Origin of the sequence: Knoellia sp. 3-2P3 (genome assembly GCF_029223115.1) — a bacterium.
GTDB lineage: Bacteria > Actinomycetota > Actinomycetes > Actinomycetales > Dermatophilaceae > Pedococcus_A.
The window spans coordinates 247,136-273,444 of record NZ_JARGZE010000003.1 but is presented as its reverse complement, the minus strand read 5'-3'; the positions used below and the strand labels follow the sequence as shown (position 1 = coordinate 273,444).

Sequence of the window (26,309 nt, the reverse complement as noted above, 5' to 3'; positions counted from 1 at the left end):
GGCAGGCCCTAGGGGCGCTGACGCGCGGGCCGAATGGTCCCCGTGACCTCGTCGAGGCCGACCCGGCTGCCTCCTGGACCCGGGGCCCAGGCCCGCAGCGTCACGACGTCGCCGTCCTCGAGGAAGGTCCGCGTGGAGCCTTCGTCGAGGGTGATCGGCTCCTGCCCGTTCCAGGAGAGCTCGAGCAGGCTGCCCCGGGTGTCCTTCTCCGGCCCGGAGATCGTGCCGGAGGCGAACAGGTCGCCGTTGCGCAGGGAGGCACCGTTCACCGTCAGGTGGGCCAGCATCTGCGTCGGTGACCAGTACATGTCCCGGTACTCGGGCCTGGCCACGACGGTGCCGTTGACGAGCACCTCGAAGTGGATGTCGAGCCCGAAGACGCTGCGCTCGTCGCCCAGCAGGTAGGGGAGCGGCTGCGGGTCCTGGCCCGGCAGCGGCACCCGTGCCGCCTCGAGGGCGTCGAGGGTGACCACCCAGGGCGAGATGCTGGTGGCGAAGGACTTGCCGAGGAACGGCCCGAGCGGCACGTACTCCCAGGCCTGGATGTCGCGGGCGCTCCAGTCGTTGAGCAGCGTCACGCCGAAGAGGTGGTCGGCCGCCTCCGAGACGCCGACCTGGTCACCGACCGCGGTCGCGCCGCCGACGACGAAGCCGAGCTCGGCCTCGATGTCGAGCCGGATGCTCGGCCCGAACGAGGGCACCGGGTCGGCAGGCGCCTTGCGCTGGCCCTGCGGGCGGACGATGTCGGTGCCGGAGACGACGACCGTGCCGGAGCGGCCGTGGTAGCCGATCGGCAGGTGCTTCCAGTTGGGGGTCAGCGGCTCGCCGTCGGGGCGGAAGATGCGCCCGACGTTGGTGGCGTGGTGCTCGCTGGCGTAGAAGTCGACGTAGTCGGCCACCTCGATGGGCAGGTGCATGGTGACCTGCTCGAGCGGCACGAGGTGGGGCTCGACGCAGTCGCGGCGAGCCTCGTTGGTCAGCAGCTCCACCAGCCACGCGCGGGCGCTGGTCCACGCGGAGCGCCCCTCTGCGAGAAAGGCGTTCAGGCTCGGCTGCAGCCACACCTCACCTGACTCCATGCCCGCCAGCTCCGCAGCGGCGCCCGCATCGAGCACCCAGTCGCCCACGCGCACGCCCACGCGCGGGGTGCGGTCGGGCGTTGAGAAGACGCCGTAGGGAAGGTTGCCCAGCCCATAGGGGTGGTCAGCGGGCAGGTCCAGCCAGGTGGTCACTTACGACTCCTCGACGAGGTGGAGGGCGGACAGTTCGGTGATCGGGTCGCTGACCCCGCAGCAGCCGTATGCCGTGAGCAGGCTGCGTACACGTGTGCACGCGGTGGGGGTGAGCTCCGCGACGGAGTGCGCCAACGGAGCGGAGTCGCGCTGCCCCAGCAGGTCGGCGAGGGAGCCTGGTCCGCCACCCTGCGCCGCGACGTGCACCGCCAGCAGCACGTTGAGCAGGCCGTGCTGCTCCTCGCTGTGGCCGTGCACCGTGTGGGTGCCGCGGACGACGTGGTGCAGGCCGCCGGTCAGCTTGAACGGCAGGTCGCGGACGACAGCGGAGTGGAGGAACGCGGCCAGCTCGTGCTCGTCGGGCCAGTCCCACGAGGGGGTGGCCCCAGTGCGGAACTTCGCGAGCAGCCGGCTGTCGGGCTCGCGACTGGCCTCGGTCGCGATGTCGTCGAGGGCGCGGGCCTGGTCGTCGCCGCGCGGCACCTCGAGCACCCGGGTGACGTCACCGAGCTCGATGTCGCGCCACTCGGGGGTCCAGCCCAGCTCGACCGCGGCGACCTCGACCTGTGGGTGGTTGCGCAGCAGGTGCAGGGCGTCGGTGACGACGTGCAGCGGGGTGCCCGGTCGTGCGATCAGGCCCACCCGCAGCGGCTCCGCGCCGGGTGGCACCAGCTCCACGAGCTCGGCCGCGCTGGACGCCGGCACGAGCAGTGGGCCGACCATCGCGGCATACCAGCTCTCGCGGTGGGCGCGGTGCTCGCGCACCGCGTCGGGGAGCGGCGCGAGCCCCGGTGGGAAGACGGCGGCGTCGTCGACGAGCCCCGCGAAAAGGGCCGGCTCCGCGCGCATGGGCGCTGCGGCATCCGACGGCTGTGTCATGCGCGGCAGGCTACTAGGGTGGCGCTCGGGCGGACCCGCCCACCCGACAGTGGACACCATGACCACACAAGCCTGACCACAGTGAGGTGGACCAGTGGCGCACTACCAGCAGCAGGGAAACGTCCCACCCAAGCGGCACACCCAGCACCGGCGGCCCGCCGAGGGCGGCGCGCAGGGGGAGCTCTACTACGAGGAGCTCATGGGCGAGGAGGGCTTCTCCTCGGACTCCTCGCTGCTCTACCACCGCTACATCCCCTCGACCATCGCCGGCGCTCGTGAATGGGAGGTCGGCGACCTCTCGACCACGCCCAACCACCCGCTGGTGCCGCGTCACCTCAAGCTGCACGACCTGTTCACCGCCGAGGAGGTGCCCGCCACCGACGTCGTCACAGGCCGGCGCCTGGTGCTGGGCAACGGCGACGTGCGCATCTCGTATGCCGTGGCCGGGGCTGGCAGCCCGTGGTACCGCAACGGGGTCGGCGACGAGTGCGTCTACGTCGAGCGTGGCGCGGCCCGGGTGGAGACGGTCTTCGGGGCCTTCGACGTGGCGCAGGGCGACTACCTCGTCATCCCGCGGGCGACGACCCACCGCTGGATCCCCGTCACCGACGGGGAGGAGCCGCTGCGCGCCTACTGCATCGAGGCGAACAGCCACATCGCGCCGCCCAAGCGCTACCTCAGCAAGTACGGCCAGTTCCTCGAGCACGCCCCCTACTGCGAGCGCGACCTGCGCGGGCCGCAGGGACCGCTGCTCGCGGAGGACGTCGGGGCAAGCGCCAGCGACGAGACCGAGGTGTTCATCAAGCACCGCGGCAACGGCCCGGGCGGCATCGTCGGCACCGTGCACACGCTGCCGTTCCACCCGCTCGACGTGGTCGGCTGGGACGGCTGCCTCTACCCCTACGCCTTCAACATCAAGGACTACGAGCCCATCACCGGCCGGGTGCACCAGCCCCCGCCCGTGCACCAGGTCTTCGAGGGCTGGAACTTCGTCATCTGCAACTTCGTGCCGCGCAAGGTCGACTACCACCCGCTCGCCGTGCCCGTGCCCTACTACCACTCCAACGTCGACAGCGACGAGATCATGTTCTACGTCGACGGCGACTACGAGGCGCGCAAGGGCTCCGGCATCGCGCGCGGCTCGATCTCGGTGCACCCCGGCGGCCACGCCCACGGCCCGCAGCCGGGCGCGACCGAGGCCTCTCTCGGGGTGGAGTACTTCGACGAGACGGCCGTCATGGTCGACACCTTCCGGCCGCTCGAGCTGGGCGAGGGCGGCCTTGCCGTCGACGACGGGAAGTACGCGTGGTCGTGGTCTGCCGGGCAGGGCCGCGGACCCGACAGCGGTGGTGGCGACTACTCCATCGGCTGATTCGCAGGCTCATCATCCGACGGCTCCACATCGGCTGACTCTGGGCTGATCGTCCGAGTCGGGTAAATCTTCCCCCATGTCGGTTCCGCGGCGGCGGCGCCCGGCCTAGGGTGGCCTCTCGCGGCGGGCGCACCCTGCCCTCCGCCCCGCGCGCCGGCACCCCGGCACACGCCCGCACTGGAGGCAACCGTGTCACCGAAGTCCCCCACCGCCATCGCCAGCCTCGCCTCGCTCGAGCGCTCCCGGCGGGAGATGCTCGGGCTCGCCGTCGTCGGCGGCGCCAGCGCGGCCTTCTTCGCGGCCCCTGGGCGCGCCGAGGCGGCGCAGGACAGGGGCAGCCACGTCGACCCCCGCCGGTACCGGCTGACCGTCATGGGCACGACCGACACGCACGGCAACGTCTTCAACTGGGACTACTTCAAGGACGCCGAGTACACCGACCGCGACTCCAACGACATCGGCCTGGCCAAGGTCGCCACCCTGGTCAAGGCGGTGCGGGCCGAGCGCGGGGCCGAGTCGTGCCTGCTGCTCGACGCCGGCGACACGATCCAGGGCACCCCGCTGTCCTACTACTACGCCAAGGTCGACCCGATCACCGGCGGGTCCAAGCACCCGATGGCCACGGCCATGAACACCATGGGCTACGACGCCGCGGCCCTCGGCAACCACGAGTACAACTACGGGCTCGAGACCCTCCGCGTCTTCGAGGAGCAGTGCGACTTCCCCCTGCTCAGCGCGAACTCCCTCGACTGGAACACCGGCGCACCGGTCTTCCCGCCGTACCTCATCCGCACCATCAAGGTGCCGGGCCAGTCCAGGCCGCTCAAGGTCGGCATCCTCGGGCTCGTGACGCCCGGTGTCGCGATCTGGGACAAGGCCAACGTCGAGGGCCGGGTGCGCTTCGACGGAATCGTCGAGCAGGGCAAGGTGTGGGTGCCCCGCCTGAAGGAGGCCGGGTGCGACGTCGTCATCGTCTCGTGCCACTCGGGCTCGACCCCCGGCTCGTCCTACGGTGACGCGCTGCCGTTCCCCGAGAACGCCTCCACCCAGCTGGCCGAGGAGGTCCCCGGCATCGACGCGGTGCTCGTCGGCCACGCCCACGTGGAGATCCCGCAGCGGTTCGTCGAGAACAGGAGGACCGGTGCCCAGGTCCTGCTCACGGAGCCGCACAAGTGGGGCATGCGCCTGGCCGTCATGGACTTCGACCTCGTGAGGGACCGCGACGGGTGGAAGGTCGCCGAGAAGGGCGCGACGCTGCTCAACGCCAACACCGTGGACGAGGACGAGGAGGTCGCGGCTGTGCTCCAGCAGGACCACGACATCGTCGTCACCTACGTGAACTCGGTGATCGGCACCAGCACGGCCGCGATGTCGGCGCAGACGGCCCGCTTCGAGGACACGGCCGCCCTCGACTTCATCAACCACGTGCAGGGGCTCGTCGTCCGGGAGGCGCTGGCCGGGACCCCGGAGGCCAGTCTGCCGGTGCTGTCGATCGCGGCGCCGTTCAACCGCGACGCCGCCATCCCCGCCGGTGACGTCACGGTGCGCGACGTGGCAGGCCTGTACATCTACGACAACACGCTGCTCGGCATCAAGTTCACCGGCCAGCAGGTCAAGGACTACCTCGAGTACTCGGCGGGCTACTTCCAGCAGGTCGACGGCACCAAGGCGTCCTACGCGCCCGACGAGGTCACCAACGCCAAGACCGCCATGGCGCCGGGTGGGACCCCCGACTACAACTACGACGTCATGGCCGGCCTCGACGCCTCCCTCTCCTACGACATCGACATCGCCCAGGCTCCCGGGAGCCGGATCACGAACCTGCAGTACGCGGGCGAGCCGATCGACCTCACCGGCGAGTTCATCATCGCGATCAACAACTACCGGCAGTCGGGCGGTGGCAACTTCCCGGGGGTGAAGGCGGCACCGGTCGTCTACAACGCCCAGCTCGAGATCCGCCAGGCGATCATCGACTGGGTGACGGCGCAGGGCACCATCGACCCGCCGTCCTTCACCGTCTACGACTGGAGGCTGGTGGCGGGCGGGACCCCCATCAAGGTCGAGGGCGCTTCGGAGGGCGGTCGCCACTGACCCGCGTCGCCCGTCGAGGCGCAGGCTCGGGAGTCCCGGCTGCGCGGTGCTGGCTCGGTCAGGCGAGGGCGAGCCGGTAGCCGCGCTTGACGACGGTCTGCACCACCCGCCGGTCCGGCAGGGCGTCGCGCAGCCGGGCGACGGCGACCTCGGCGGCGTGTGGGTCGCGTGACTCGCCCGGCAGGGTCGCGAGCACCCGCCCGCGGGTCACCACCTCCCCGGCGGCGCCGGCGAGCAGCCGCAGCACCTCGAGACTGGTGGGGGAGAGCGGCAACACGTGCCCGTCCAGGAGGGCGACGGTGCGACGCACCTGCAGGGGCCCGGCGACCGTGGTGACCGCGGCGGTGGCGGCCTCGTCGTAGTGCGCCACGAGGGTCCGCACCAGTGCCCCGAGGCGTCCGCGTTCGGGCACGATGGGCTCGACACCGCTGTCCTGCAACGGTTTCGCCGTCACCGGACCGACGGCGGCTGCCACCATCAACCGCTGCTGGAGGCGCGCGAGGACGAGCTCGCCGACCCCGCAGGCGTCGGCGGACTCCAGCCAGGCGTGGGCGCCGGGAGCCGAGGTGAAGACCACGGCGTCGATCTCCCCGGCGGCGGCGGCCTCCACGGAGGTCCGCAGCGCCTCGGCGTCGGGCGGTGGGCCCCACCGGTAGACGACGAGGCTCGCGACGTCGGCACCGGCAGCAGCGAGCTCCAGGTCGAGGCCGTCCGCACCAGCGCCGTGGTGCTGCACGGCGATGCGCTGGCCGGCCACGCCCTCGCGCAGGAGGGTGTCGAGGATCTCCGCCGAGGTCTCCGACTCGGCCACCCAGTCGGCCTGGAGCCCCGCGGCCTGGATCGCGCCGCGCGCCTTGGGCCCCCGAGCGATGACGCGGGAACCGCCCAGCACCGCCAGCAGGTCGTCGGCCAGGCCCGCGGCGTCCGCCGCCTCCACCCAGCCGCGGAAGCCGATCCCCGTCGTGACGACGACGACGTCCGGAGGCTCGGCGATGACGGCCTTGGTGTCGGCGAGGAGCTGGTCGTCGTGCTCGGTGGGGACGATGCTGAGCGCGGGCGCGTGCCGGACGGTGGCCCCGCGGCGGGTCAGTGCGGCGGCGAGCTCGCCCGAGCGGCGGTCGGCGGTCACGAGCACCACGCAGCCGGCCATGACCTGTCCCAGGTTGCCGCTCACGGCACCTCCAGCAGTGACGGCTGGGCGACGTCGCCGACGACGATGACGGCGGGAGCCCGCACCCCGGCCGCGGCCGCGGTCGCGGCCTCGACGATGCCGGACAACGGCGCGTGGGTCGTGCGCTGGGTCCGCAGGGTGCCGTCCTCGACGATGGCAACGGGGGTGGCGGGGTCGGCACCGGACGCCAGGAGGTGGTCCACGTGGCGGGCGAGGAGCCCGATGCCCATCAGCACGACCAGGGTGGCGGTGCGGTCGACGACGCAGGCGACGGCCTCCGCGGTCAGGGTCCCGTGCCCGTGGGTGAGGTGCGCGCCGGCCGCGACACCACGGTGCGTGAGGGGGATGCCGGCGCTGGCCGGGGCCGAGAGCGCGCTGCTGACACCGGGCACGACCTCGACGGGTATGCCGTGGAGGCGGCACGCGAGCACCTCCTCGCCACCGCGCCCGAAGAGGAAGGGGTCGCCGCCCTTGAGCCGCACCACGGTGCGCCCGCGGGCGGCGTGCTCGACGATGATGCGGTTGATCTCGTCCTGGGTGACCGCGTGGTGGCCGGGGGTCTTGCCCACGTCGACCACCTCCACCGACGCGGGCAGCTCGTCGAGCAGCGCGGTGGGGCCCAGCCGGTCGGTGACCACGACGTCGGCCTCGGAGAGCGCCCGGCGCCCCCGGACGGTCAGCAGGTCAGGAGCGCCCGGCCCACCGCCGACGAGCACGACCCGCCCGGTGCCGGGTGTCCGACGGCGGGGCCGCAGGTCGAGCGGCTCGCACTCGAGGGTGCGAGCCAGGACGTCCCTGACGTTCCTCGCCCGGGCTGGGTCGGCCGCTCCCGTCGACACCACCGCGACCGCCAGGCCCGAGTGCGTGGTGGTGGCGGGGGTGCGGGCGGTGCCGGACTCAGCCGCGCCGGCGTTGACGCTCCACGTCCGGCGCTCCGTGGCCCACCGGCACACCTGCGCGTCGACGCGCCGGTCGCCGGTCGCGGCCTGCACCAGCCACACGCCGTCGACGTCGGTCTCCCGGACCTCGCGGTCCACCCAGGCCACCGTGCCGGCGGCATACGCGTCGACGAGGTCCTCACAGAGCACGGGACTGACCACCGTGACCAGCGCCCCGTCCGCGGCCAGGACCGTGGCTCGGCGCGCTGCCACCGGTCCGCCGCCCACGACCAGCACCGGGCGGCCGGCCAGCTCGAGGCCGAGGAGCGTGGTCACGGTGCACCGGGGGCGGGCAGCGGCTCGCGCGCGACCAGCACGACGCCGTCACGGACCTCGACGGGGTAGGCCGTCAGGTGCACCGGCTCGCGTCCCACCGGGTCCAGGCAGGCACCCGTGCGCAGGTCGAACACCTGCTTGTACATCGGGGACGCCACCGTCGGAACGCTCCCTCGCGAGCCGACGATGCCGCGCGAGATCACGTGGGCCCCGCAGTACGGGTCGTACTGCTGCAGGGCGTGGACGGCGTCGTCGTGGGTGCGGAACAGCGCCACCTGGAGGCCGTCGACGAGAGCGGCGACGCCCCGCTCGCGCGGCAGGTCGTCGAGGTGGCAGACCTCCTCCCACGTGGCGTCCGGGACCTGTGCCGCAGGAGGCGTGGTCGTGGGTGTGGACGTCATGGGCGGACCTCCAGGGTGGTTCCGGCGATGAGGACGGCCCCGCTCGTGCGCTCCTCGTCGGTGGCGGGACGGGCCTGACCCCGCTCGCCCACGTAGGCCAGGGACGGGTCGGGCTGGTCGGGGGCGTTGACGAACGAGGCGAACCGGCGCAGCTTCTCGGGATCGGCGAGCGTTGCGGCCCACTCGTCCTCGTAGGACCCGACGTGCGCGGCCATCGCGGCGTCGAGGTCCTCGGCGATGCCGAGCGAGTCGTCGAGCACCACGGCCCGGATCGCGTCGAGGCCGCCCTCGTGGTCCTCCACCCAGGCTGCGGTGCGCTGCAGGCGGTCGGCGGTGCGGATGTAGAGCATGAGGAACCGGTCGACGGTGCGCACCAGGGTCTCGGTGTCGAGGTCCTCGGCCAAGAGCTTCGCGTGCCGGGGTGTGAAGCCGCCGTTTCCGCCGACGTAGACGTTCCACCCGTTGTCGGTGGCGATGACGCCGACGTCCTTGCCGCGCGCCTCCGCGCACTCACGTGCGCAGCCCGAGACGCCGAGCTTGAGCTTGTGCGGGCTGCGCAGGCCTCGGTAGCGCAGCTCGAGGTCGATGGCCAGGCCGACCGCGTCCTGCACGCCGTAGCGGCACCAGGTCGAGCCCACGCAGGACTTCACGGTGCGCAGCGACTTGCCGTAGGCGTGGCCGGACTCGAAACCGGCGTCCACCAGACGTTTCCAGATTGCGGGCAGCTGGTCGATGCGGGCGCCGAAGAGGTCGATGCGCTGGCCGCCCGTGATCTTGGTGTAGAGCCCGAAGTCCTTGGCCACCTGCCCGATCACGAGCAGTCCCTCGGGAGTGATCTCGCCGCCCGTGATCCGGGGCACCACGGAGTAGGAGCCGTCCTTCTGCAGGTTGGCCATGACGTGGTCGTTGGTGTCCTGCAACGTCGCCCGCTCGCCCTCGAGGATGTGGCCGGTGCCGAGCGAGGCGAGGATGGAGCCGATGACCGGCTTGCAGATGTCACACCCACGCCCACGGCCGTGCCGGGCGATGATCTCGCTGAAGGACGTCAGCCCCTGCACCCGCGCCACGTCGAAGAGCTGGGCGCGGGAGAGGTCGAAGTGCTCGCACAGCGCGTTGCTGGCCGTGACGCCCGACCTCTCGAGCTCGGTGGTGACGAGCTTCTTGACCAGCGGCAGGCACGACCCGCAGGAGGTGCCCGCGCGGGTGCACGCCTTCACCCCGGCGAGGTCGGTGCAGCCACCCTCGGTCACGGCACAGCGGACGGCTCCGGCCGTGACGTTGTTGCACGAGCACACGCCGGCGTCGTCGGGCAGGTCGCCCGCCGGCGCGGGCGTGCCGCCCTCGGGCACCAGGTGGGCCACCGGGTCGCCGCCGAGCTCACGGCCGACCATCGGCCGCAACGCGGCATACGCACTCGCGTCGCCGACGAGGATGCCGCCGCGCAGGGTCCTGGCGTCGTCGGACACCACGAGCTTCTTGTAGACGCCGGCCACGGGGTCGGAGACGACGACCTCGAGGCCGCCGGGCTCCTGGGCGAAGGCGTCGCCGAAGCTGGCGACGTCGACCCCGAGCAGCTTGAGCTTGGTGGAGAGGTCGGCGCTGGGGAAGGTGCCCTCGCCGCCGAGCAGGCGGTCGGTGACGACCTCCGCCATCGCGTAGCCGGGCGCGACGAGGCCGAGGCAGCGACCACCGATGCAGGCGACCTCCCCGATCGCCCAGACCGCGGGATCCGTGGTGCGACAGGCGTCGTCGACCACCACGCCGCCTCTTTCGCCGACGTCGAGGCCGGCTGCGCGGGCGAGCTCGTCACGGGGGCGCACACCCACGGCGAAGATCACCACGTCGACGTCGAGGGCCGGACCCTCGGTGAAGTGCATGCGTGCCACGCGGCCGAGCCGGTCGGTGATCTTGGCCGTGGCCGTGCCGGTGCGCACCGAGACGCCCATGCCCTCGATGAGCCGGCGCAGCGCCTCGCCGCCGCCCTCGTCGACCTGCAGCGGCATCAGCCGTGGCGCGAACTCCACCACCGTGGCGTCGACGTCGAGCGCCCGCAGTGCCCCGGCCGCCTCGAGGCCGAGCAGCCCGCCGCCGACGACGGCACCGCGCAGCGGGCGGTCGAGCTCGCCTCGGAGGGTCTCGACGTAGGTGCGCAGGTCGGCGACGTCGTCGATGGTGCGGTAGACGAAGGCACCGCGGAGGTCGTTGCCCGGCACCGGGGGCACCGCGGCATACGAGCCCGTGGCCAGGACGAGCGAGTCGTAGGCGAGGGTGCGCCCGTCGGAGGTGGCCACCGTCCGCGCGTCGCGGTCGACAGCGGTGGCCGCCACGCCTCGGCGGATCGTGACGAGCGGGTCGTCCCAGATCTCCTGGCCCCCGAGGGCGAGGTCCTCCGGGTCGCGGCCGGTGAAGTAGGACGTGAGCGCGACACGGTCGTAGGGGGCTCGGCGCTCCTCGCACAGGAGCGTGACGGCCCACTGGCCGTCGGTGTCCCGCGCACGCAGTGCGTCGATGAGCCGCCGGGCCACCATGCCGCCACCAACGACGACGAGGTGGCGGGGCGCGATGTCTGTCTGGGCCATGGCGAGCACGCTAGGAAGCCCCCGTTTCTGCGTTGTGCAGCATGTGTTTCCCGGGCGTAAAACGCAGATCACCGGCCCTGGCGCCGGGCTGTGAGGCGCCGCTCCTCTCACCCAGCCAGCCGAGGAGGTCGCAGACGTCCTGGGTGCAGCCGCCGCAGCCGGTCGTGGCGCGCGTGGCGTCGGCGACCTCGTCGACGGTGCGGCAGCCGTGGTCCCACTGCTGGGTGATGGCGCCCTTCGTGACGCTGTTGCAGCGGCACACCGTGGCGCCGTCCGGCAGTTCGGCCGGGGAGGCTGCGGAAGCGCCCGCCGTGGGGAGGGCGGGCAGCAGCAGGTATGCCGGGTCGGCCGGCACCGGGGTGCGTCGCGTGTACGCCGCCACGAGGTCGGCGCCCACGTCGGGGGCGCCGACGCAGGTGGCGCCGACGAGCACGCCGTCGGCGACGACGACCTCGACGTGGCGCCCCGACGCGGTGTCGCTCAGCCTGACCCGTCGGTGCGCCGGGCTGTCCGGGGGGTGCGAGCCACACACGCCCATGGCCACCACGTCGAGCCCGGTTGCCTTGAGGCGCACCACATCGCTGCCCGGGGCGGGCTCGGGTGCCGCTGCGGTCGTGGTGCCGGCCAGCTGCCGGGCCAGACGGCGGGACTGTTCCCACCCCTGGGCCACCAGGCCGGTGCCGCCCTCCGGGGGCTGGGCGCAGTCGCCGATGGCGAAGACGCGCCGGTCGTCGGGCGACGCCAGGGACTCGGTGACGACGACCCCGCGGTCGGTCGTGAGGCCGCACGCCGCCGCGAGACCGGTGGACGGCACCGTGCCGGTGGCGAGTACGAGCAGCTGGGCCACGAGCACCTCGCCGTCGGCGAGGCGGACCCCCACCAGGGTGCCGTCATCGAGCACGGCCTCTTCCGCGCCCACTCCCACCCGGTGGTCGATGCCCATCGAGACCATGGCGGCCTCCACGGCGCGGCTGGCGTCGCCGTCGAGCTGGCGCTCCATCAGCGCCGGCGCGGGGTGCACGACGGTGACGTGCACGCCCCGCGCGGCGAGCCCGCAGGCCGCCTCGAGGCCGAGCACCCCGGCGCCGAGCACCACCGCGCGACGGGCGTTGAGGGTGGCCGCGACGATCTCGCGGGCGTCGTCGACAGTGCGCAGCGGGTGGACGCCTCGTGGCAACCCGGCGGGGTCGCAGGTCAGGCCGCGCAGGGGCGGGATGCGCGCCGCCGAGCCCGTCGCCAGCACGAGGTGGTCGTAGCGGTGCCGGACGCCGTCGGCGTCGACGGCGCACCGGTCGTCGCGGTCGACCGCCACCGCCGCGGTCCCGAGCCGGACGTCGACGCGTCGGTCGGCCGGGGTCGGCAGGGTGAGGGCCGACAGCGGGTAGCGCCCGGCGACGACCTCGCTGAGGAGGACCCGGTTGTAGGGCTCGCAGGCCTCGGCCCCCAGGACGGTCACGCTGAAGCGGCCGACGGTGTCCGCGGCGAGGAGGTCCTCGACGAACCGGGATCCGACCATGCCGTTGCCGACGACGACGACGCGGGTCATGCGAGCGACTCCTTCCGTGGGCCGCGCTGGACCCGCTCGGCTGCCGGTGCCTGTGGCGCCCGCTCGAGGTCGACCGCGCACACCTTGAACTCCGGCATGCCGGAGACGGGGTCGGTGGCGTCGTTGGTCAGCAGGTTGACGCTGTCGGCGCCGCCCCAGTGGAACGGCATGAAGACGGTGTCGGGGCGGATGGCGTCGGTGAGACGGGCCCGGGTGGTCACCTGGCCGCGCCGACCGGTGATCCGCACGGGCGCGGCCTCTTCGACCCCGAGGCGCTGCGCGAGCAGCGGGTGCAGCTCGACCCAGGGCTCGGGCACCTCGGCCACCAGCTCGGCGACCCGGCGGGTCTGCGCACCCGACTGGTAGTGCTGGAGCACCCGGCCGGTGACGAGGTAGACGGGCGCGTCGGGTCGCACGTCGTCGCGGGGGCCGTGGTGGTCCACGGGCACCAGCCGGGCGCGGCCGTCGGGGGTGGGGAAGGAGTCGGTGAACAGTCGCGGCGTGCCGGGGTGGGGCGACGTGCCGCTGGTGGCCGGGCAGGGCCAGTGGAGGGCCTCACCAGTGTCGAGCCGCGCGTGGCTGAGGCCGCTGTAGTCGGCCCGGCCACCGGCGCTCGCGCGCGCCAGCTCGTCGAACACCACCGAGGGCTCGGTGTCGAAGACGCCGGGGGAGCCCAGCCGTCGGGCCAGCTCCGACCAGATCCACAGCTCGGACCGCACACCGTCCGGCGGGGCCAGGGCCTGCCGCCGCCGGATCACCCGGCCCTCCAGCGAGGTCATCGTCCCTTCCTCCTCGGCCCACTGGGTGACCGGCAACACCACGTCGGCGAGCTCGGCCGTCTCCGAGGGCACGAAGTCGCACACGACGAGCAGGTCCAGCCCGCGCAGGCGCTCGCGGAGCTCCCCGACGTGGGGCGCGCTCACCGCGAGGTTGGAGCCGTGCACGAGCAGGGCACGGGGCCCGCCGGGGGCGCCGAGGGCCTTGAGCAGCTCGACCGCGGGAAGGCCCTTGCCGGGCAGCGACTCCGGCCGAACGCCCCAGACCCCGGCGACGTGCTCGCGGGCGGCCGGGTCGTCGATCATCCGGTACCCGGGCAGCTGGTCGGCCTTCTGGCCGTGCTCGCGCCCGCCCTGCCCGTTGCCCTGGCCAGTCAGGGCGCCGTAACCGGACCCGGCCCGCCCGGGCAGGCCCAGGGCCAGCGCGAGGTTGATGGCTGCCGTCACCGTCGCGGTGCCCTGCGACGACTGCTCGACCCCGCGCCCCGTGAGCACGTAGGCGCCCGGGCCACCATGCACCGGGCTCGCGGCGGCCAGGAGCCGGGCGGTGCGGCGCAGCAGGTCGGCGGGCACCCCGCACTCGCGCTCGGCGCGCTCGGGCCACCAGGCGGCCACCGAGCGCTGCACCTCGTGCAGCCCGGTCGTGCGCTGCGCGAGGTAGGCCGCGTCGGCCAGACCCTCGGCCAGCACGACGTGCAGCAGGGCCTGCAGCACCACCAGGTCGGTGCCGGGCACCGGCTGCAGGTGCAGGCCCCGACCGTCGTCGACGAGGTGGGCGGTCGCGCTGCGCCGCGGGTCGACCACGACCAGGCCGCCGCGGTCGCGGGCTCCGGCCAGGTGCTGGACGGCGGGTGGCATGGTCTCGGCGAGGTTGCTGCCGAGCAGCAGGACCGCCCCCGCGCCGCCGAGGTCGGTGAGGGGGAACGGCAGCCCGCGGTCGACGCCGAGGGAGCGGTTCGCGGCCGCTGCGGCGCTCGACATGCAGAAGCGTCCGTTGTAGTCGACGTTGGCGGTGCCGAGGGCGACACGGGCGAACTTGCCCAGCTGGTAGGCCTTCTCGTTGGTCAGCCCGCCACCGCCGAAGACGGCCACCGCGTCGGCACCGTGCTGCCGGCGGAGGGTGAGCAGCCGCTCCGCCACCAGGTCGAGCGCCTCGTCCCAGCTGCTCGGCCGCAGGGTCCCGTCGGGGTCGCGGACCAGCGGTGTGGTCAGGCGGTCCGGGGCCCGGAGCACCGCGGCGGCGGTCCAGCCCTTGCGGCACAGGCCTCCCCGGTTGGTGAGGAAGTCGCGCCCGGAGACCTCGACCGACTGCCCTGCCGGGCTCAGCGACTGGGCGCACTGCAGGGCGCAGTACGGGCAGTGCGTCTCGACGCTGGGCGTGGCCATCTCGTCCTCACACCTTCTCGGTGGCGAGCGCAGCACCGCGGCGGGCGTACACGGCATACGTCAGGGCGGCCATGAGCAGGTAGGCGACCACGAACACCCAGAGGGCGGGGACGAGGGAGCCGCAGGCCTCCTTGGCCATCGCGAAACCCCGCGGGATGAGGAAGCCGCCGTAGGCACCGACGGCGCCGGCGATGCCGATGCAGCCGGCGGCCGCCTTGCGGGCCACCGCCAGCTGGTCGGCGCTGGTGACACCGGCCCGGAAGACGGCCGGGATCATCCGGTAGGTCGCGCCGTTGCCGATGCCGGCGCCGGTGAACAGCACCATGAACGAGAGGAAGAAGAGCGCGAAGCTGTGCTGTTCGAGCGCGGCGACCGCGCCCACGGCTCCGGTGGCCAGGACGGCGAAGGAGGCGATGGTGACCCGTGCCCCGCCGAGGCGGTCGGCCACCATGCCGCCGAGCGGGCGGGTGAGGGCCCCGACGAGGGCGCCGAGGAAGGCGATCGAGGTCGACACCTCGGGGAACTGCGTCTTCAACAGGGTGGGGAAGGCGCCGGAGTAGCCGATGAACGAGCCGAAGGTGCCGATGTAGAGGAACGAGATCACCCACGTGTGGGGGCTGCGAGTCGCGGCCGCGAAGCTGCGGTAGTCGGCCCTGGCGCCGCTGAGGTTGTCCATGCCGCGCCAGGCGAGCACGGCAGCGAGCAGGGCCAGCGGCACGAAGACGAGCCCGGCCCGCTCCAGGTGGACGCCTGCCCCGACGGTGATCACGGCCGGCACGACCAGCTGCACCACGCCGGTGCCGAGGTTGCCGCCGGCCGCGTTGAGCCCCAGCGCCCGTCCCTTCTCCGCCTCCGGGAAGAAAAAGGAGATGTTGGTCATCGACGAGGCGAAGTTGCCGCCGCCGAACCCGGCCAGCGCGGCGCAGGCCAGCAGCACCCCGAAGGACGTCTCGGGCCGGGTGACGGCCCAGGCCAGGGCCAGGGCGGGCACGAGCAGGAGCAGCGAGGAGATGACGGTCCAGTTGCGGCCGCCGAAGACCGGCACGGCGAAGGTGTAGGGGATCCGGATCGTGGCCCCGACGAGGCTCGGCACCGCGATGAGCCAGAACTGCTGGTCGAGGGTGAGGCTGAACCCGGCTGCCGGCAGCTGCGGGACGACGACGCTCCACAGCGCCCACACGCAGAAGCCGAGGAACTCGGCGTAGACCGACAGGCCCAGGTTGCGCCGTGCGATCGAGCGTCCTCCACCGCGCCAGAACACCGCGTCCTCGGGGTCCCAGTGGTCGATCCACCGGCCGGAGCGGTGGACGGGGACGGCCGGCGTCGGCGGGGCCAGGTGGGCGGGGGACTCGAGGGAGGAGAGCTCGGCCCGGGGGCTGGCGGTCATCGGTGGCTCCTTGCGGTGGGCGGCGTGGCCGTGAAGGGAACGCGGTCCACCTTGTCGCCGGCGTGTTACCCGGCAGCGCGCCTGCCGTTAAACGTCCGTAACGCCGGGCGCACAGCGGCGACGGACGGGCTGTGAGGTCGCGGGCTGGGCGGTCGTGGGCGGGGCGGTCCTGCGGGCGGGGTCGCGTGGTGCCCTCGCCCGCCGTCTCATGGCGGCCTACGGGACCAAAGTCCCTGTCGCACAACCGGATACCGGAGGGATAAAGGTACTGCCGCAACTGGCAAAGGAAGCGGTCCCGCCGGCCAGCGGGACGGCAACCGGCGCCGGGAGCGACCTCGCTGGCCGGCGAGACCCTCACCTGCCGGGAAAGCCGGAGGACCTGCCCCCGACGAGGGTGGGAAAGGTGGAGCAGCCAGCGTGAGCCCGGCAATGTCCTACCGGGCGACCTTGACGAGGCCCCGACCGACTCAGCACGTCAGCCGGGGCCTCGCCGCCTGTCCGGAGCGGTCAGGCGAGCGACCGGGTGGGGTCGGTCAGGGGCGCGACGCGTCGACCGCGACGCCGGCACCGCGCAGCTGGGCCAGGGCGCGCTCGGTGGTCTCCTGGGCGACGCCGGCCGTCAGGTCGAGCAGCACCGTGGTGGCGAAGCCCACCGTCACCGCGTCGAGGGCGGTGGCGCGCACGCAGTGGTCGGTGGCGATGCCGACGACCTGCACCTCCTCGATGCGGCGCCCGCGCAGCCAGGCGGCGAGGCCGACCTGCTCGTCCGCCTCGACGGTGAAGCCCTCGAACCCGCTGTAGGCGGCGCTGCGGTGTCCCTTGCGGAAGACCGCGTGGACGGAGTCGAGGGCACCGGCGACGTCGGGGTGGAACAGCGCGCCGTCGGTGCCGATGCGGCAGTGGGCCGGCCACGACTCCACGAAGTCCGGACGGTCGCTGAAATGCAGGCCCGGGTCGTCGTGCCAGTCGGCCGTGGCGACGATCGCGGCATACTCGTCGCCACGGGCGCCCACGTGCTCACTGATGCGGCGCGCGGTCTCTGCCCCGCCGGCGACGGCGAGCGACCCACCCTCGCAGAAGTCGTTCTGGACGTCGACGATGATCAGCGCGCGCGAGCTGCCTGCCATACCGCCCACGCTAGTGCGGTCAGGGCAGGTTGTCCTCGAACAGGGTGGGGATGGCCGGCTCGCCGCGCTGGAGCCGGTGCGCCGCGGCGGGCAGCTCGGCGCGGGAGGCCTCGTGCCGGGACCGCGCGGCCTCGATGGTGCACGCCTCCCGGCCGACGGCCTCGCCGTCGCGCACCAGGGGTACGAGCAGCGCGCGGTCGTCGCCGTCGTCGGCCGGGTGCTCGCCGAGGCCGATCACCTCGGCCTCGGCGCACCCCTTGGCGTTGAGGCGGCGCAGGGCGTACTTGCGCCCGCCGACCGACTGCTTGTCCTTGCTCTTCTTCGCGACGCTGACCATGGTGCCGCTGTCGTCGGTGCGGGCCACGAGCTTGTAGACCATGCCGGCCGTGGGGTGGCCCGACCCGGTCACCAGGGACGTGCCGACGCCGTAGCGGTCGACCGGTCCGGCCGCGAGGGCGGCGATGGCGTACTCGTCGAGGTCGGAGGTCACCACGATCTTGGTGTCCTGGGCACCGAGGTCGTTGAGCAGGGCGCGCACCTCACGCGCCTGGCTGAGCAGGTCACCGGAGTCGAGCCGCACCGCGCCGAGCTCGGGGCCGGCGATCTCGACGGCGGTCCGCACGGCGCTGACGACGTCATAGGTGTCGACGAGCAGGGTGGTGCCCTTGCCGAGCGACTCGACCTGGGCGGTGAACGCCTCCCGCTCGTCGTCGTGCAGGAGGGTGAACGCGTGCGCGGCCGTGCCGGCCGTCGGCACGCCATAGCGACGCCCGGCCTCGAGGTTGGAGGTGGTGGCGAAGCCGGCGATGTATGCCGCGCGGGCGGCGGCCACGGCCGCCTCCTCGTGCGTGCGCCGCGAACCCATCTCGATGCAGGGCCGGTCGCCGGCCGCGGAGGTCATGCGCGAGGCGGCGCTGGCCACAGCGCTGTCGTGGTTGAGGATGCTGAGCACGAGGGTCTCGAGCACCACCCCGTGCGCGAAGTCGGACTCCACCACGAGGACGGGGGAGTAGGGGAAGTAGCACTCGCCCTCGGCATACCCCCAGATGTCGCCCTGGAACCGGTAGGAGGCGAGGAACTCCAGCGTCGCGTCGTCGACCACCCTGGTGCGCCGCAGCTGCTCGATCTCCTCGTCGGAGAAGCGGAACTGCTCGATGGCGTCGAGCAGCCGCCCGGTGCCGGCCACGACGCCGTAGCGCCGTCCCTCCGGCAGCCGGCGCGCGAAGACCTCGAAGACGCAGTCCCTCGAGGCGGCGCCGCTGCGCAGGGCGGCCTCGACCATGGTGAGCTCGTAGTGGTCGGTGAGCAGAGCCGTGCTCGGTGCCGATGCAGTCACGACGGCAGCCTATTGTGGGGTGGTGTCGATCGCCCCCGTAGAGCAGGAGAGCGTCTCCACCAGCGAGGACGCCGAGCTCGACGTCCCCTGGATCACCCTGGTGTGGAACGACCCCGTCAACCTCATGTCCTACGTGACCTTCGTGTTCCAGACCTACTTCGGCTACTCGAAGGCCAAGGCGGAGAAGCTCATGATGGACGTGCACGTCAAGGGCAGGGCGGTGGTGTCGACCGGCACGCGCGAGAAGATGGAGGCCGACACCGAGGCCCTCCAGGGCTACGGCCTGTGGGCCACCTTCCAGAAGGACAGCTGAGTGGCGCGGGGTTTCAAGCGCAAGGGTGAGGTCTTCGTCGCCAAGCTCGACGCCGTGGAGCGGGGCCTCGTCGTCGGGCTGATGGAGCAGGTCCGCGAGATCCTGGAGCCCGAGGGCGACACCCCCGGTGACGCCGGGGGCGACGCGTTCGACCAGATCGTCGCCGGTCTCGGGGGCTCGGGCTGGGGCGTCTCGGTCTCGCCGGAGGACCAGGCCCCCGGCGCGCCGCCGTCGCCCGGTGACCTGGAGCAGCGTGACCCCGCGCTCGAGCGCCTGCTGCCCGCAGCGCACCGTGAGGACGAGCAGATCGCGGCCGAGTTCCGCCGCTTCACCGAGCAGGGACTGCGCGCCCGCAAGGTGGCCAACCTCTCGACCGCGATCGCGGTCCTCGCCGCCGTCGAGGATCAGCGCGTCGAGCTCGACCAGGCGCAGGCCGTGGCCATGGTGGTGGCGCTCACCGACGTGCGCCTCGTCCTCGGCGAGCGGCTGGGACTGCGCACCGACGAGGACCTCGACGTGCTCGAGGCGGAGGTGGCCTCGCTCGACGAGGACGACCCCGCGGTCTACGCGCTCGCGGTCTACGACTTCCTCACCTGGCTCCAGGAGACCTTGGCCCACGCCCTCGGCGGCTGACCGGCGCGGTGTCGGGCGACGTGCGTGGCCCGCTCGTGAGCACACTGTGACCGACGCGACGCGCCGTCGAGGCGGGCTCTGACGGTGCCCCGAACTACATTTGTCCGGTGGCAGATGCACCGATCGGGATCTTCGACTCCGGCTACGGCGGGTTGACCGTCGCCCGGTCGGTCCTCGACCAGCTGCCCCACGAGCCCGTGGTCTACCTCGCAGACACCGCGCGCCAGCCCTACGGCCCCAGGCCGATCGCGCAGACCCGCGAGTTCGCCCTCGAGTGCCTCGACCGGCTGGTCGAGCGTGGTGTGAAGGCCCTCGTCATCGCGTGCAACACCGCCAGCGCGGCGGTGCTGCACGACGCGCGCGAACGCTACGACGTGCCCGTGGTCGAGGTGATCCGCCCGGCCGTGCGACGCGCTGCGGCGGCCACCCGCAACCAGCGGGTGGGCGTGATCTCCACCCGCGGCACCCACCAGTCCGGCGCCTACGTCGACGCCTTCGCCGCGGCGCCCCACGTGGAGGTCACCTCGCAGCCGTGCCCGCGGTTCGTCGAGTTCGTCGAGGCCGGCATCACCAGCGGCCCGGAGCTGCTCGGCGTCGCCCACGAGTACCTCGCGGCGGTGCAGGACCGCGGCGTCGACACGCTGATCCTCGGCTGCACCCACTACCCCCTGCTGACCGGCATCATCTCCTACGTGATGGGCGACGGCGTCACCCTGGTCTCCAGTGCGGAGGAGACCGCCAAGGACGTCTTCCGCCTGCTCGCCGACGCCGACGCGCTGCGGCCCGACCACCTGCCGGAGCCCGAGCACGAGTTCCTCACCACCGGCGACCCCGACGAGTTCGCCCGGCTCGCCCGGCGGTTCCTCGGACCGGAGGCCGTCGCCGCCCGTCCCGCCTCGGTGGTGACGGCATGAGGCTGACCATCGTGGGGTGCTCGGGCTCTTTCGCCGGCCCCAACTCGCCGGCGTCGAGCTATCTGCTGCGCGCCGAGCACGACGGCCGCGACGTCAACCTCCTGCTCGACCTCGGCAGCGGGGCGCTCGGCGCGCTGCAGCGCCACATCGACCCGGCGGACCTCGACGCCGTGATGGTCAGCCACCTGCACCCCGACCACTGCGTCGACCTGCTCGGCCTCTACGTCACGCGCAAGTACCAGCCGTCGGGCCCGCTGTCGGACCCGCTCCCGGTCTACGGGCCCAAGGACACCGCCGAGCGGATCGAGCTGGCCTACCACGGGCTCGACGACGGGGGGATGAACAACGAGTTCGTCTTCCACGGGCTCACCGACCAGCAGCCGGTGACCGTGGGGCCGTTCACCGTGACGCCGTTCCGCGTCAACCACCCGGTCGAGACCTATGGGTTCCGGGTCGAGGCCGGCGGCCGGGTCCTCGCCTACAGCGGTGACACCGACACCTGCGACGCGCTCACCCCGCTGTTCACCGGTGCCGACCTCGTGCTCGCCGACGCCGCGTTCGTCGACGGTCGCGACGCCGCGCGCGACATCCACCTCTCCGGCAGCCGCGCCGCCCAGGCCGCGGTGGATGCCGGGGGAGTGTCGCGGCTGATGCTCACCCACCTGCCGTCGTGGAACGACCCGGCCGTATGCCGTGCGCAGGCCGCCGCGGTGTGGCCGGGTGAGGTGGAGCTCGCCAGGCCCGACGCCACCTACGCGATCTAGCCCCGGCGTGAGGTGACGTCGCCCTAGGGTGGCGGTGTGATCACCATCGACGAGGCCGCCGCTGAGCGGATGTGGGATGCGTACACGAAGGCCCACCCGGACCGGCACCACGACGCCGAGTCGCCGCCGGCCGAGTACTTCGGCGACTCCCCGGAGATGGCCGACGAGCTGCTCGAGGCGGTGATCAACGGACCCAAGCGCGCCACCGCCGCGCTGGTGGCCGAGTTCGCCGACGGCGACGAGGAGCTCCCACGCATCGGGTCGCACTGGATCGCCTGCGACGGACGCGGGCAGCCGCGCCTGGTGATGCGCTCCCTCGAGCTCCGCGTGGGGCCGGTCGCCAGCGTGGACGAGGCCTTCGCCTACGACGAGGGTGAGGGCGAGCGCACCCGCGAGTGGTGGCTCGACGCACACCGCGGCTACTGGCAGCGGTCGTGCGCCCGGATGGGGCTGGACTACGACGACAACCTGGAGTGCGTCTTCGAGCGGTTCGCCGTGGTGTGGCCGCCGGAGCACGCCGACGACTGACCTGCAGCGGCCGGTCGCTAGCCTTGCGGCCATGACTCGTCACGACGGCCGCGCCCCCGACCAGCTCCGAGAGGTGCGCATCACGCGCAACTGGCTCGACCACGCCGAGGGAAGCGTGCTCGTGGAGTTCGGCCGCACCCGGGTGCTTTGCGCCGCCTCCTTCACCGCCGGCGTCCCGCGCTGGCTCAAGGGTCAGGGCACCGGCTGGGTCACCGCGGAGTACGAGATGCTGCCCCGCTCGACCAACACGCGCAGCGACCGCGAGTCCCGCAAGGGCCGCGTCGGAGGACGCACCCACGAGATCTCCCGTCTCATCGGACGCAGCCTGCGGGCGATCATCGACACCAAGGCGCTGGGCGAGAACACGATCGTGCTCGACTGTGACGTGCTGCAGGCCGACGGTGGCACCCGCACCGCTGCCATCACCGGCGCCTACGTGGCGCTGGTCGACGCGATCGAGGACGCCCGGGCCAAGGGGCTGCTGTCGGCGAGTGCCAAGCCGCTGACCGGGTCGGTGGCGGCCATCTCCGTCGGGATCATCGACGGTGGGCCGGTACTCGACCTCGACTACCCCGAGGACGTGGGCGCGGGCACCGACATGAACGTCGTCATGACCGGCTCGGGGGAGTACGTCGAGGTGCAGGGCACGGCCGAGGGCCAGCCGTTCGACCGCGACCTGCTCAACGGCCTGCTCGACCTCGCCGCCAAGGGCTGCGCCGACCTGACGGCCCTGCAGGAGGGCGCCCTCGCCGCGACCCCTCGGGAGCGCGTGCGATGACGAAGCTGGTGCTCGCCACCCGCAACCAGCACAAGGTCGTCGAGCTGCAGCACATCCTGGCTGACGTCTGCGACGAGCTCGGGCTCGAGATCGTCGGCGCTGCCGACTTCCCCGACGTGCCCGACGTCGTCGAGGACGGCGTGACCTTCGAGGAGAACGCCCGCCTCAAGGCGGTCGCGGTGGCCCGGGCGACGGGCCTTCCCTCGATCGCCGACGACTCAGGTCTGGCCGTGGACGTTCTCGGTGGCGCGCCCGGCATCTTCAGCGCCCGCTGGGCGGGCAGCCACGGCAACGACCGCGCCAACCTCGAGCTGCTGCTCGACCAGCTCGCCGACGTCAAGGACGAGCACCGAGGTGCGGCGTTCGTGTGCGCCGCTGTGCTCGCCCTGCCGGACGGCACCGTGCGGTCCGCCGAGGGCCGTATGCCGGGCACCGTCGCCCGGGAACCCAAGGGCACCAACGGTTTCGGCTACGACCCGATCCTCGTCCCGGAGGGGCAGACGCGTCACTGCGCCGAGCTGTCCAAGGAGGAGAAGAACGCGATCTCCCACCGCGGCAAGGCGTTCCGGGCGATGGTGCCGCACCTGCGCGAGCTGCTGTGCAGCTAGGCGAGCTGCTGGCGCACCCACTCCAGGTCGGCGGTCTGACCTTCCACGCCGCCCGGTGTCTCCACGACCACCGGCGCCCGGGCGGAGCGCAGGACGGCGGCGAGCTCGTCGGGGTGGATGAGGCCTGATCCCAGGTTGGTGTGGCGGTCGGCTCCGGAGTCGAACTCGTCGCGGCTGTCGTTGCAGTGCACCAGGTCGATGCGCCCGGTGATGGCGCGGACGTCGTCGACGACCGTGGCCAGGTCGTTGCCGCCGGCGTGCGCGTGGCAGGTGTCGAGGCAGAAGCCGACCATCTCGAACCCCTCGGCGCTCGAGATGGCCTCCCACAACCGCCCGATCCGGTCGAGGTGGCGCGCCATCGCGTTGTCGCCACCGGCGGTGTTCTCGATGAGGAGCGGGACCTTGAGGTCCGTGGCCTCGACCGCCTTGCGCCAGTTGTCGAAGCCCTTCTCGGGGTCGTCGGCCTTGTTGACGTGGCCGCCGTGGACGATCAGCCCCTTGGCGCCGATCGAGGCGGCCGCGTCCATGTGCTGCTGCAGCAGCTTGCGGCTGGGGATCCGGATCCGGTTGTTGGTCGTCGCCACGTTGATCAGGTAGGGCGCGTGGACGTACAGCTCGATGCCAGCCACCTCGGCGTCGGCCCGCAGCGCCTCGGGACCACCGGCGTACTCCCACTCCGGGCCCTTGTAGCCCTGCGGGTCGCCGAGGAAGAACTGCGCGATGGTGGCGCCGCGCTCCTGGGCTGCAGTGATCGGGTCGGCCTGGTCGACGTGGGCGCCGAGTGCTGGTGATGCCATGGCTCGAGCCTAGGCCGTTCCACGGACAGGGGTTCCCCGGCCAGTACAGTGGGCGCCGCGCGCAAGTGACGGAATTGGCAGACGTGCAGGATTTAGGTTCCTGTGCCCTCGGGCGTGCGGGTTCAAGTCCCGCCTTGCGCACCCGGAAGACTCAGGCACCGGAATCCTTGGCGACGGCAGCAGCTGTCGACACAGAGGAAGGACCCGCCCCCGCCGGTGCGCGACTAGCCGATCCGGATCGACACCTCGTCGAGGTCGCCGACGAAGTAGTGCTTGTTGGTCGGCTTGCCGCCCAACGTCACGTCGGTGGTGTTGGAGATCGAGCTGACCGCGCGCTTGGCTACCGGCCCGCTCTGGCCGTCCACCACGGCATACGCCTGCGTGGCGGTCAGGTGGCACTCGACCCGGTGCCACTTCCCGTCATTGACCCGCACCGGTCCGTAGACGCGGTTCTTGGCCGTGGTCGGGCCGTTGAAGGCGCAGGCCGGGAAGCCGAACTTCGTCGTGGTGCTCGCGTGAATCTCCAGCTTGTAGGCGCCGCCCGTCGTGGTCGCCACGCCCTTCTGCACGACGTTGTAGTCGCCCTTGACCAGGTTGGCCGGCACCCGGATCCACGCGCTGATCGTGATCGGCGCCGTGCCCGGGTTGAGGGAGGAGTCGTGCGGCACCCGCACCAGCGAGCGGCCGTCGAAGTGGTAGGCGTTGCCGGCTGCTCCCGCGATGCCGGCAGTGACCCCCGCTGGAACACTGCCGTCGTTGTGCCAGCCGGAGTAGTCGACCATCGTTCTCGTCCCGGCCGGTTCGTCCATGTGCCAGAGAGCCGCCGTCGTCGGGGCGGCCACAGCCGGCGACGCTGCCAGGCTGAGCGCACCCACGCTGCCCACCAGGGCAAGCCCGACCCGTGACTTCCGTGAGCTCATGCGCATGTCCGTCGCCCCCATCTGGTCCTCCCCACGCATGCGCGGTTGCCACCGCACGTCGACATGGTGGCACGCGTCCGCGCGGAGCGAGAGGCTCGCGGTGGGAAATACGCCCAACCACGTAACCACTGGCGCCAAGGGGTCACACGAAAGGGTGACCGCCTGCTCGACCACGACCTCGCCCGGCCACGCCCTAGCATCACGAGGGTGAACCACCTGCTGCGCGAGGTCCTTCCGGCACTCGACCTCGACGAGGACTTTGCCGCAGACCGGCTGGCCGTGGCCGGCGGCAACGGCCTGCCGTCGAGGCTGCCGGTCAACACCCTTGCCTGCGGAGCGGTGGCCGCGGCCGGTCTGGCCGGCCTGGCCGCCGTGGGCGGGGACCGCGTGCTCGTGGACCCGCTCGCGGTGTCGGTGGCCTTCCGCAGCGACTCCTCCCTGAGCGTCGACGGCCGGTCGCGCGAGTCGTTCGCGCCGCTGTCGGGCTTCTTCCGGGCCGCTGACGGGTGGGTTCGCACCCACGCCAACTACCCCCACCACCGCGAGCGGCTGCTGCACGCCCTGCAGCTGCCGGCCGACGCCACCCGGGAGGGCCTGGGGGCGGCCGTGGGCGAGCTCGCGGCGCAGGACGTCGAGGACCGGGTCACCCGCGGTGGCGGCGTCGCCGTGCGGGTGCGCGACCACCGCGAGTGGTTCGCGGGTCAGCAGGCGCAGGCGGTCCAGGCCCACCCGGTGCTCTCGGTCGACTCGGTCGCCCCCGCCGCCACGGTGCCACTCTCGCGTCGTCCCCGTGTGCTCGACCTGACCCGGGTCATCGCCGGACCCGTCGCGACGCGGACGCTGGCCTTCCTCGGCTGCGAGGTCCTGCGGGTCGACTCGCCGACCCTGCCCGAGCTGGAGCCCCAGCACGTCGACACGGGCAGCGGCAAGCGCTCCACGTTGCTCGACCTGCACCGGGCCCAGGACCGCGACCGGTTGCACGGACTGCTGGAGAGGGCCGATGTGCTGGTCACGGGCTACCGGCCGGGAGCACTCCCCGCGTTCGGCCTCGGGAGCGAGGTGCTGGCGGCGCGCCACCCGTCGCTGGTCGTCGCCTCGCTGAGCGCCTGGACCCCCGACGGTCCGTGGGGGGCGCGTCGAGGGTTCGACAGCATCGTGCAGGCCGCCACCGGCATCGCGCTGATCGAGTCAGGCGATGGCGAGCGTCCCGGGGTGCTGCCCGCCCAGGCGCTCGACCACGCCACCGGCTACCTGCTCGCAGCGGGCGTCATGGCGGCGCTGCGCAGGCGCGCCGAGGTCGGTGGCACCTGGCGGGTGCAGGCGCACCTTGCCCGCACCGCACACTGGCTGCTGCGCACCGACGCCCTCGACGCGCCGGCGCACCCGGTCGGTGACCCCTCGCCGTGGCTGACCACGGCGGACACCGACTACGGCCGCGTCGTGCAGGCGCGCCCGGCGTTCCGGATCGGCGACGGACCCGTCCAGTTCGCGTGGCCCGCCCGGCGGTGGGGATCGGACCGACCCGAGTGGGCACAGTCGTAGGTGCCGCGGCCGGAG

Annotated in this window: 23 protein-coding genes and 1 tRNA gene; 11 read left to right on the top strand and 13 right to left on the bottom strand. The window is 72.9% G+C overall.

Going from position 1 to position 26,309, the window contains the following annotated elements; genetic code table 11:
* Positions 1–8 precede the first annotated feature (8 nt).
* Positions 9–1,232: a fumarylacetoacetase gene (gene fahA / locus P0Y31_RS11455; RefSeq protein ID WP_275869454.1), complete on the bottom strand. Its 1,224-nt coding sequence runs from the start codon at positions 1,230–1,232 to the stop codon at positions 9–11.
* Positions 1,233–2,111 carry a hypothetical protein gene (locus P0Y31_RS11450; RefSeq protein WP_275869453.1) on the bottom strand — a complete coding sequence of 293 codons (879 nt, stop codon included), beginning with the start codon at positions 2,109–2,111 and terminating at the stop codon, positions 1,233–1,235.
* Positions 2,112–2,205: 94 nt separating this feature from the next.
* Between P0Y31_RS11450 and P0Y31_RS11445 the strand changes: the two genes are divergently transcribed.
* Positions 2,206–3,483 carry a homogentisate 1,2-dioxygenase domain-containing protein gene (locus P0Y31_RS11445; RefSeq protein ID WP_275869452.1) on the top strand — a complete coding sequence of 426 codons (1,278 nt, stop codon included), beginning with the start codon at positions 2,206–2,208 and terminating at the stop codon, positions 3,481–3,483.
* Between the two features lie 189 nt (positions 3,484–3,672).
* Positions 3,673–5,574, top strand: coding sequence for a 5'-nucleotidase C-terminal domain-containing protein (locus P0Y31_RS11440; RefSeq protein ID WP_275869451.1), 1,902 nt, complete (start codon positions 3,673–3,675; stop codon positions 5,572–5,574).
* A gap of 58 nt (positions 5,575–5,632) precedes the next feature.
* Here the strand turns inward: P0Y31_RS11440 and P0Y31_RS11435 are convergent, their stop codons facing one another.
* From P0Y31_RS11435 to P0Y31_RS11395, 9 genes are all read right to left on the bottom strand, one after another.
* Positions 5,633–6,724 carry a uroporphyrinogen-III synthase gene (locus tag P0Y31_RS11435; protein WP_275869848.1) on the bottom strand — a complete coding sequence of 364 codons (1,092 nt, stop codon included), beginning with the start codon at positions 6,722–6,724 and terminating at the stop codon, positions 5,633–5,635.
* 20 nt (positions 6,725–6,744) lie between these two features.
* The gene (gene cobA / locus P0Y31_RS11430) at positions 6,745–7,959 is read right to left on the bottom strand and encodes a uroporphyrinogen-III C-methyltransferase (RefSeq protein WP_275869450.1); all 1,215 of its coding nucleotides are present in this window, start codon (positions 7,957–7,959) and stop codon (positions 6,745–6,747) included.
* Positions 7,956–8,360, bottom strand: coding sequence for a nitrite reductase small subunit NirD (nirD, locus tag P0Y31_RS11425; RefSeq protein WP_275869449.1), 405 nt, complete (start codon positions 8,358–8,360; stop codon positions 7,956–7,958). The genes cobA and nirD overlap by 4 nt, the downstream gene beginning before the upstream one ends.
* Positions 8,357–10,939 carry a nitrite reductase large subunit NirB gene (gene nirB / locus P0Y31_RS11420; RefSeq protein ID WP_275869446.1) on the bottom strand — a complete coding sequence of 861 codons (2,583 nt, stop codon included), beginning with the start codon at positions 10,937–10,939 and terminating at the stop codon, positions 8,357–8,359. The genes nirD and nirB overlap by 4 nt, the downstream gene beginning before the upstream one ends.
* Positions 10,940–10,949: 10 nt before the next feature.
* The gene (locus tag P0Y31_RS11415; protein WP_275869443.1) at positions 10,950–12,485 is read right to left on the bottom strand and encodes an FAD-dependent oxidoreductase; all 1,536 of its coding nucleotides are present in this window, start codon (positions 12,483–12,485) and stop codon (positions 10,950–10,952) included.
* Positions 12,482–14,647, bottom strand: coding sequence for a molybdopterin oxidoreductase family protein (locus tag P0Y31_RS11410; protein WP_275869440.1), 2,166 nt, complete (start codon positions 14,645–14,647; stop codon positions 12,482–12,484). The genes P0Y31_RS11415 and P0Y31_RS11410 overlap by 4 nt, the downstream gene beginning before the upstream one ends.
* Before the next feature lie 7 nt (positions 14,648–14,654).
* Positions 14,655–16,034: an MFS transporter gene (locus tag P0Y31_RS11405; protein WP_275869438.1), complete on the bottom strand. Its 1,380-nt coding sequence runs from the start codon at positions 16,032–16,034 to the stop codon at positions 14,655–14,657.
* A gap of 533 nt (positions 16,035–16,567) precedes the next feature.
* Positions 16,568–17,161 carry an isochorismatase family protein gene (locus P0Y31_RS11400; protein WP_275869435.1) on the bottom strand — a complete coding sequence of 198 codons (594 nt, stop codon included), beginning with the start codon at positions 17,159–17,161 and terminating at the stop codon, positions 16,568–16,570.
* A gap of 19 nt (positions 17,162–17,180) precedes the next feature.
* Positions 17,181–18,497, bottom strand: coding sequence for a nicotinate phosphoribosyltransferase (locus P0Y31_RS11395; RefSeq protein ID WP_275869432.1), 1,317 nt, complete (start codon positions 18,495–18,497; stop codon positions 17,181–17,183).
* 22 nt (positions 18,498–18,519) lie between these two features.
* Between P0Y31_RS11395 and clpS the strand changes: the two genes are divergently transcribed.
* From clpS to rdgB, 7 genes are all read left to right on the top strand, one after another.
* A complete protein-coding gene (clpS, locus tag P0Y31_RS11390; RefSeq protein WP_275809258.1) occupies positions 18,520–18,810 on the top strand; it encodes an ATP-dependent Clp protease adapter ClpS in 291 nt (96 codons plus the stop codon).
* Positions 18,811–19,443 carry a DUF2017 domain-containing protein gene (locus P0Y31_RS11385; RefSeq protein ID WP_275869429.1) on the top strand — a complete coding sequence of 211 codons (633 nt, stop codon included), beginning with the start codon at positions 18,811–18,813 and terminating at the stop codon, positions 19,441–19,443.
* Between the two features lie 107 nt (positions 19,444–19,550).
* On the top strand, positions 19,551–20,357 hold the full coding sequence (murI, locus tag P0Y31_RS11380) for a glutamate racemase (protein WP_275869426.1): 807 nt from the start codon (positions 19,551–19,553) through the stop codon (positions 20,355–20,357).
* The gene (locus P0Y31_RS11375; RefSeq protein ID WP_275869424.1) at positions 20,354–21,121 is read left to right on the top strand and encodes an MBL fold metallo-hydrolase; all 768 of its coding nucleotides are present in this window, start codon (positions 20,354–20,356) and stop codon (positions 21,119–21,121) included. The genes murI and P0Y31_RS11375 overlap by 4 nt, the downstream gene beginning before the upstream one ends.
* Before the next feature lie 36 nt (positions 21,122–21,157).
* A complete protein-coding gene (locus tag P0Y31_RS11370; protein ID WP_275809250.1) occupies positions 21,158–21,649 on the top strand; it encodes an ASCH domain-containing protein in 492 nt (163 codons plus the stop codon).
* Between the two features lie 31 nt (positions 21,650–21,680).
* Entirely contained in the window at positions 21,681–22,427 is a 747-nt protein-coding gene (gene rph / locus P0Y31_RS11365; protein ID WP_275869421.1) for a ribonuclease PH, read from the top strand.
* Positions 22,424–23,035: an RdgB/HAM1 family non-canonical purine NTP pyrophosphatase gene (gene rdgB / locus P0Y31_RS11360; RefSeq protein ID WP_275869419.1), complete on the top strand. Its 612-nt coding sequence runs from the start codon at positions 22,424–22,426 to the stop codon at positions 23,033–23,035. Before rph ends, rdgB begins: the two co-directional genes overlap by 4 nt.
* Here the strand turns inward: rdgB and P0Y31_RS11355 are convergent.
* Positions 23,032–23,832: a deoxyribonuclease IV gene (locus P0Y31_RS11355; protein WP_275869416.1), complete on the bottom strand. Its 801-nt coding sequence runs from the start codon at positions 23,830–23,832 to the stop codon at positions 23,032–23,034. The genes rdgB and P0Y31_RS11355 overlap by 4 nt on opposite strands.
* A 59-nt stretch (positions 23,833–23,891) precedes the next feature.
* Here P0Y31_RS11355 and P0Y31_RS11350 point away from each other — a divergent pair.
* A tRNA-Leu gene (locus P0Y31_RS11350) sits at positions 23,892–23,973 on the top strand.
* 83 nt (positions 23,974–24,056) lie between these two features.
* Here P0Y31_RS11350 and P0Y31_RS11345 read toward each other — a convergent pair.
* A complete protein-coding gene (locus P0Y31_RS11345) occupies positions 24,057–24,752 on the bottom strand; it encodes a LamG-like jellyroll fold domain-containing protein (RefSeq protein WP_275869413.1) in 696 nt (231 codons plus the stop codon).
* Positions 24,753–24,959: 207 nt separating this feature from the next.
* Here P0Y31_RS11345 and P0Y31_RS11340 point away from each other — a divergent pair, with 207 nt between their 5' ends.
* Positions 24,960–26,294, top strand: coding sequence for a CoA transferase (locus tag P0Y31_RS11340; protein ID WP_275869410.1), 1,335 nt, complete (start codon positions 24,960–24,962; stop codon positions 26,292–26,294).
* Positions 26,295–26,309: the final 15 nt, after the last annotated feature.

What these genes read in the sequence shown, in the direction of transcription:
- P0Y31_RS11450 (WP_275869453.1), bottom strand. Translation starts at nt 2,111, where the DNA reads ATGACACAGCCGTCGGATGCCGCAGCGCCCATGCGCGCGGAGCCGGCC.
- P0Y31_RS11435 (WP_275869848.1), bottom strand. Translation starts at nt 6,724, where the DNA reads ATGGCCGGCTGCGTGGTGCTCGTGACCGCCGACCGCCGCTCGGGCGAG.
- nirD (WP_275869449.1), bottom strand. Translation starts at nt 8,360, where the DNA reads ATGACGTCCACACCCACGACCACGCCTCCTGCGGCACAGGTCCCGGAC.
- nirB (WP_275869446.1), bottom strand. Translation starts at nt 10,939, where the DNA reads ATGGCCCAGACAGACATCGCGCCCCGCCACCTCGTCGTCGTTGGTGGC.
- P0Y31_RS11415 (WP_275869443.1), bottom strand. Translation starts at nt 12,485, where the DNA reads ATGACCCGCGTCGTCGTCGTCGGCAACGGCATGGTCGGATCCCGGTTC.
- P0Y31_RS11410 (WP_275869440.1), bottom strand. Translation starts at nt 14,647, where the DNA reads ATGGCCACGCCCAGCGTCGAGACGCACTGCCCGTACTGCGCCCTGCAG.
- P0Y31_RS11405 (WP_275869438.1), bottom strand. Translation starts at nt 16,034, where the DNA reads ATGACCGCCAGCCCCCGGGCCGAGCTCTCCTCCCTCGAGTCCCCCGCC.
- P0Y31_RS11400 (WP_275869435.1), bottom strand. Translation starts at nt 17,161, where the DNA reads ATGGCAGGCAGCTCGCGCGCGCTGATCATCGTCGACGTCCAGAACGAC.
- P0Y31_RS11375 (WP_275869424.1), top strand. Translation starts at nt 20,354, where the DNA reads ATGAGGCTGACCATCGTGGGGTGCTCGGGCTCTTTCGCCGGCCCCAAC.
- rph (WP_275869421.1), top strand. Translation starts at nt 21,681, where the DNA reads ATGACTCGTCACGACGGCCGCGCCCCCGACCAGCTCCGAGAGGTGCGC.
- rdgB (WP_275869419.1), top strand. Translation starts at nt 22,424, where the DNA reads ATGACGAAGCTGGTGCTCGCCACCCGCAACCAGCACAAGGTCGTCGAG.
- P0Y31_RS11355 (WP_275869416.1), bottom strand. Translation starts at nt 23,832, where the DNA reads ATGGCATCACCAGCACTCGGCGCCCACGTCGACCAGGCCGACCCGATC.
- P0Y31_RS11345 (WP_275869413.1), bottom strand. Translation starts at nt 24,752, where the DNA reads ATGAGCTCACGGAAGTCACGGGTCGGGCTTGCCCTGGTGGGCAGCGTG.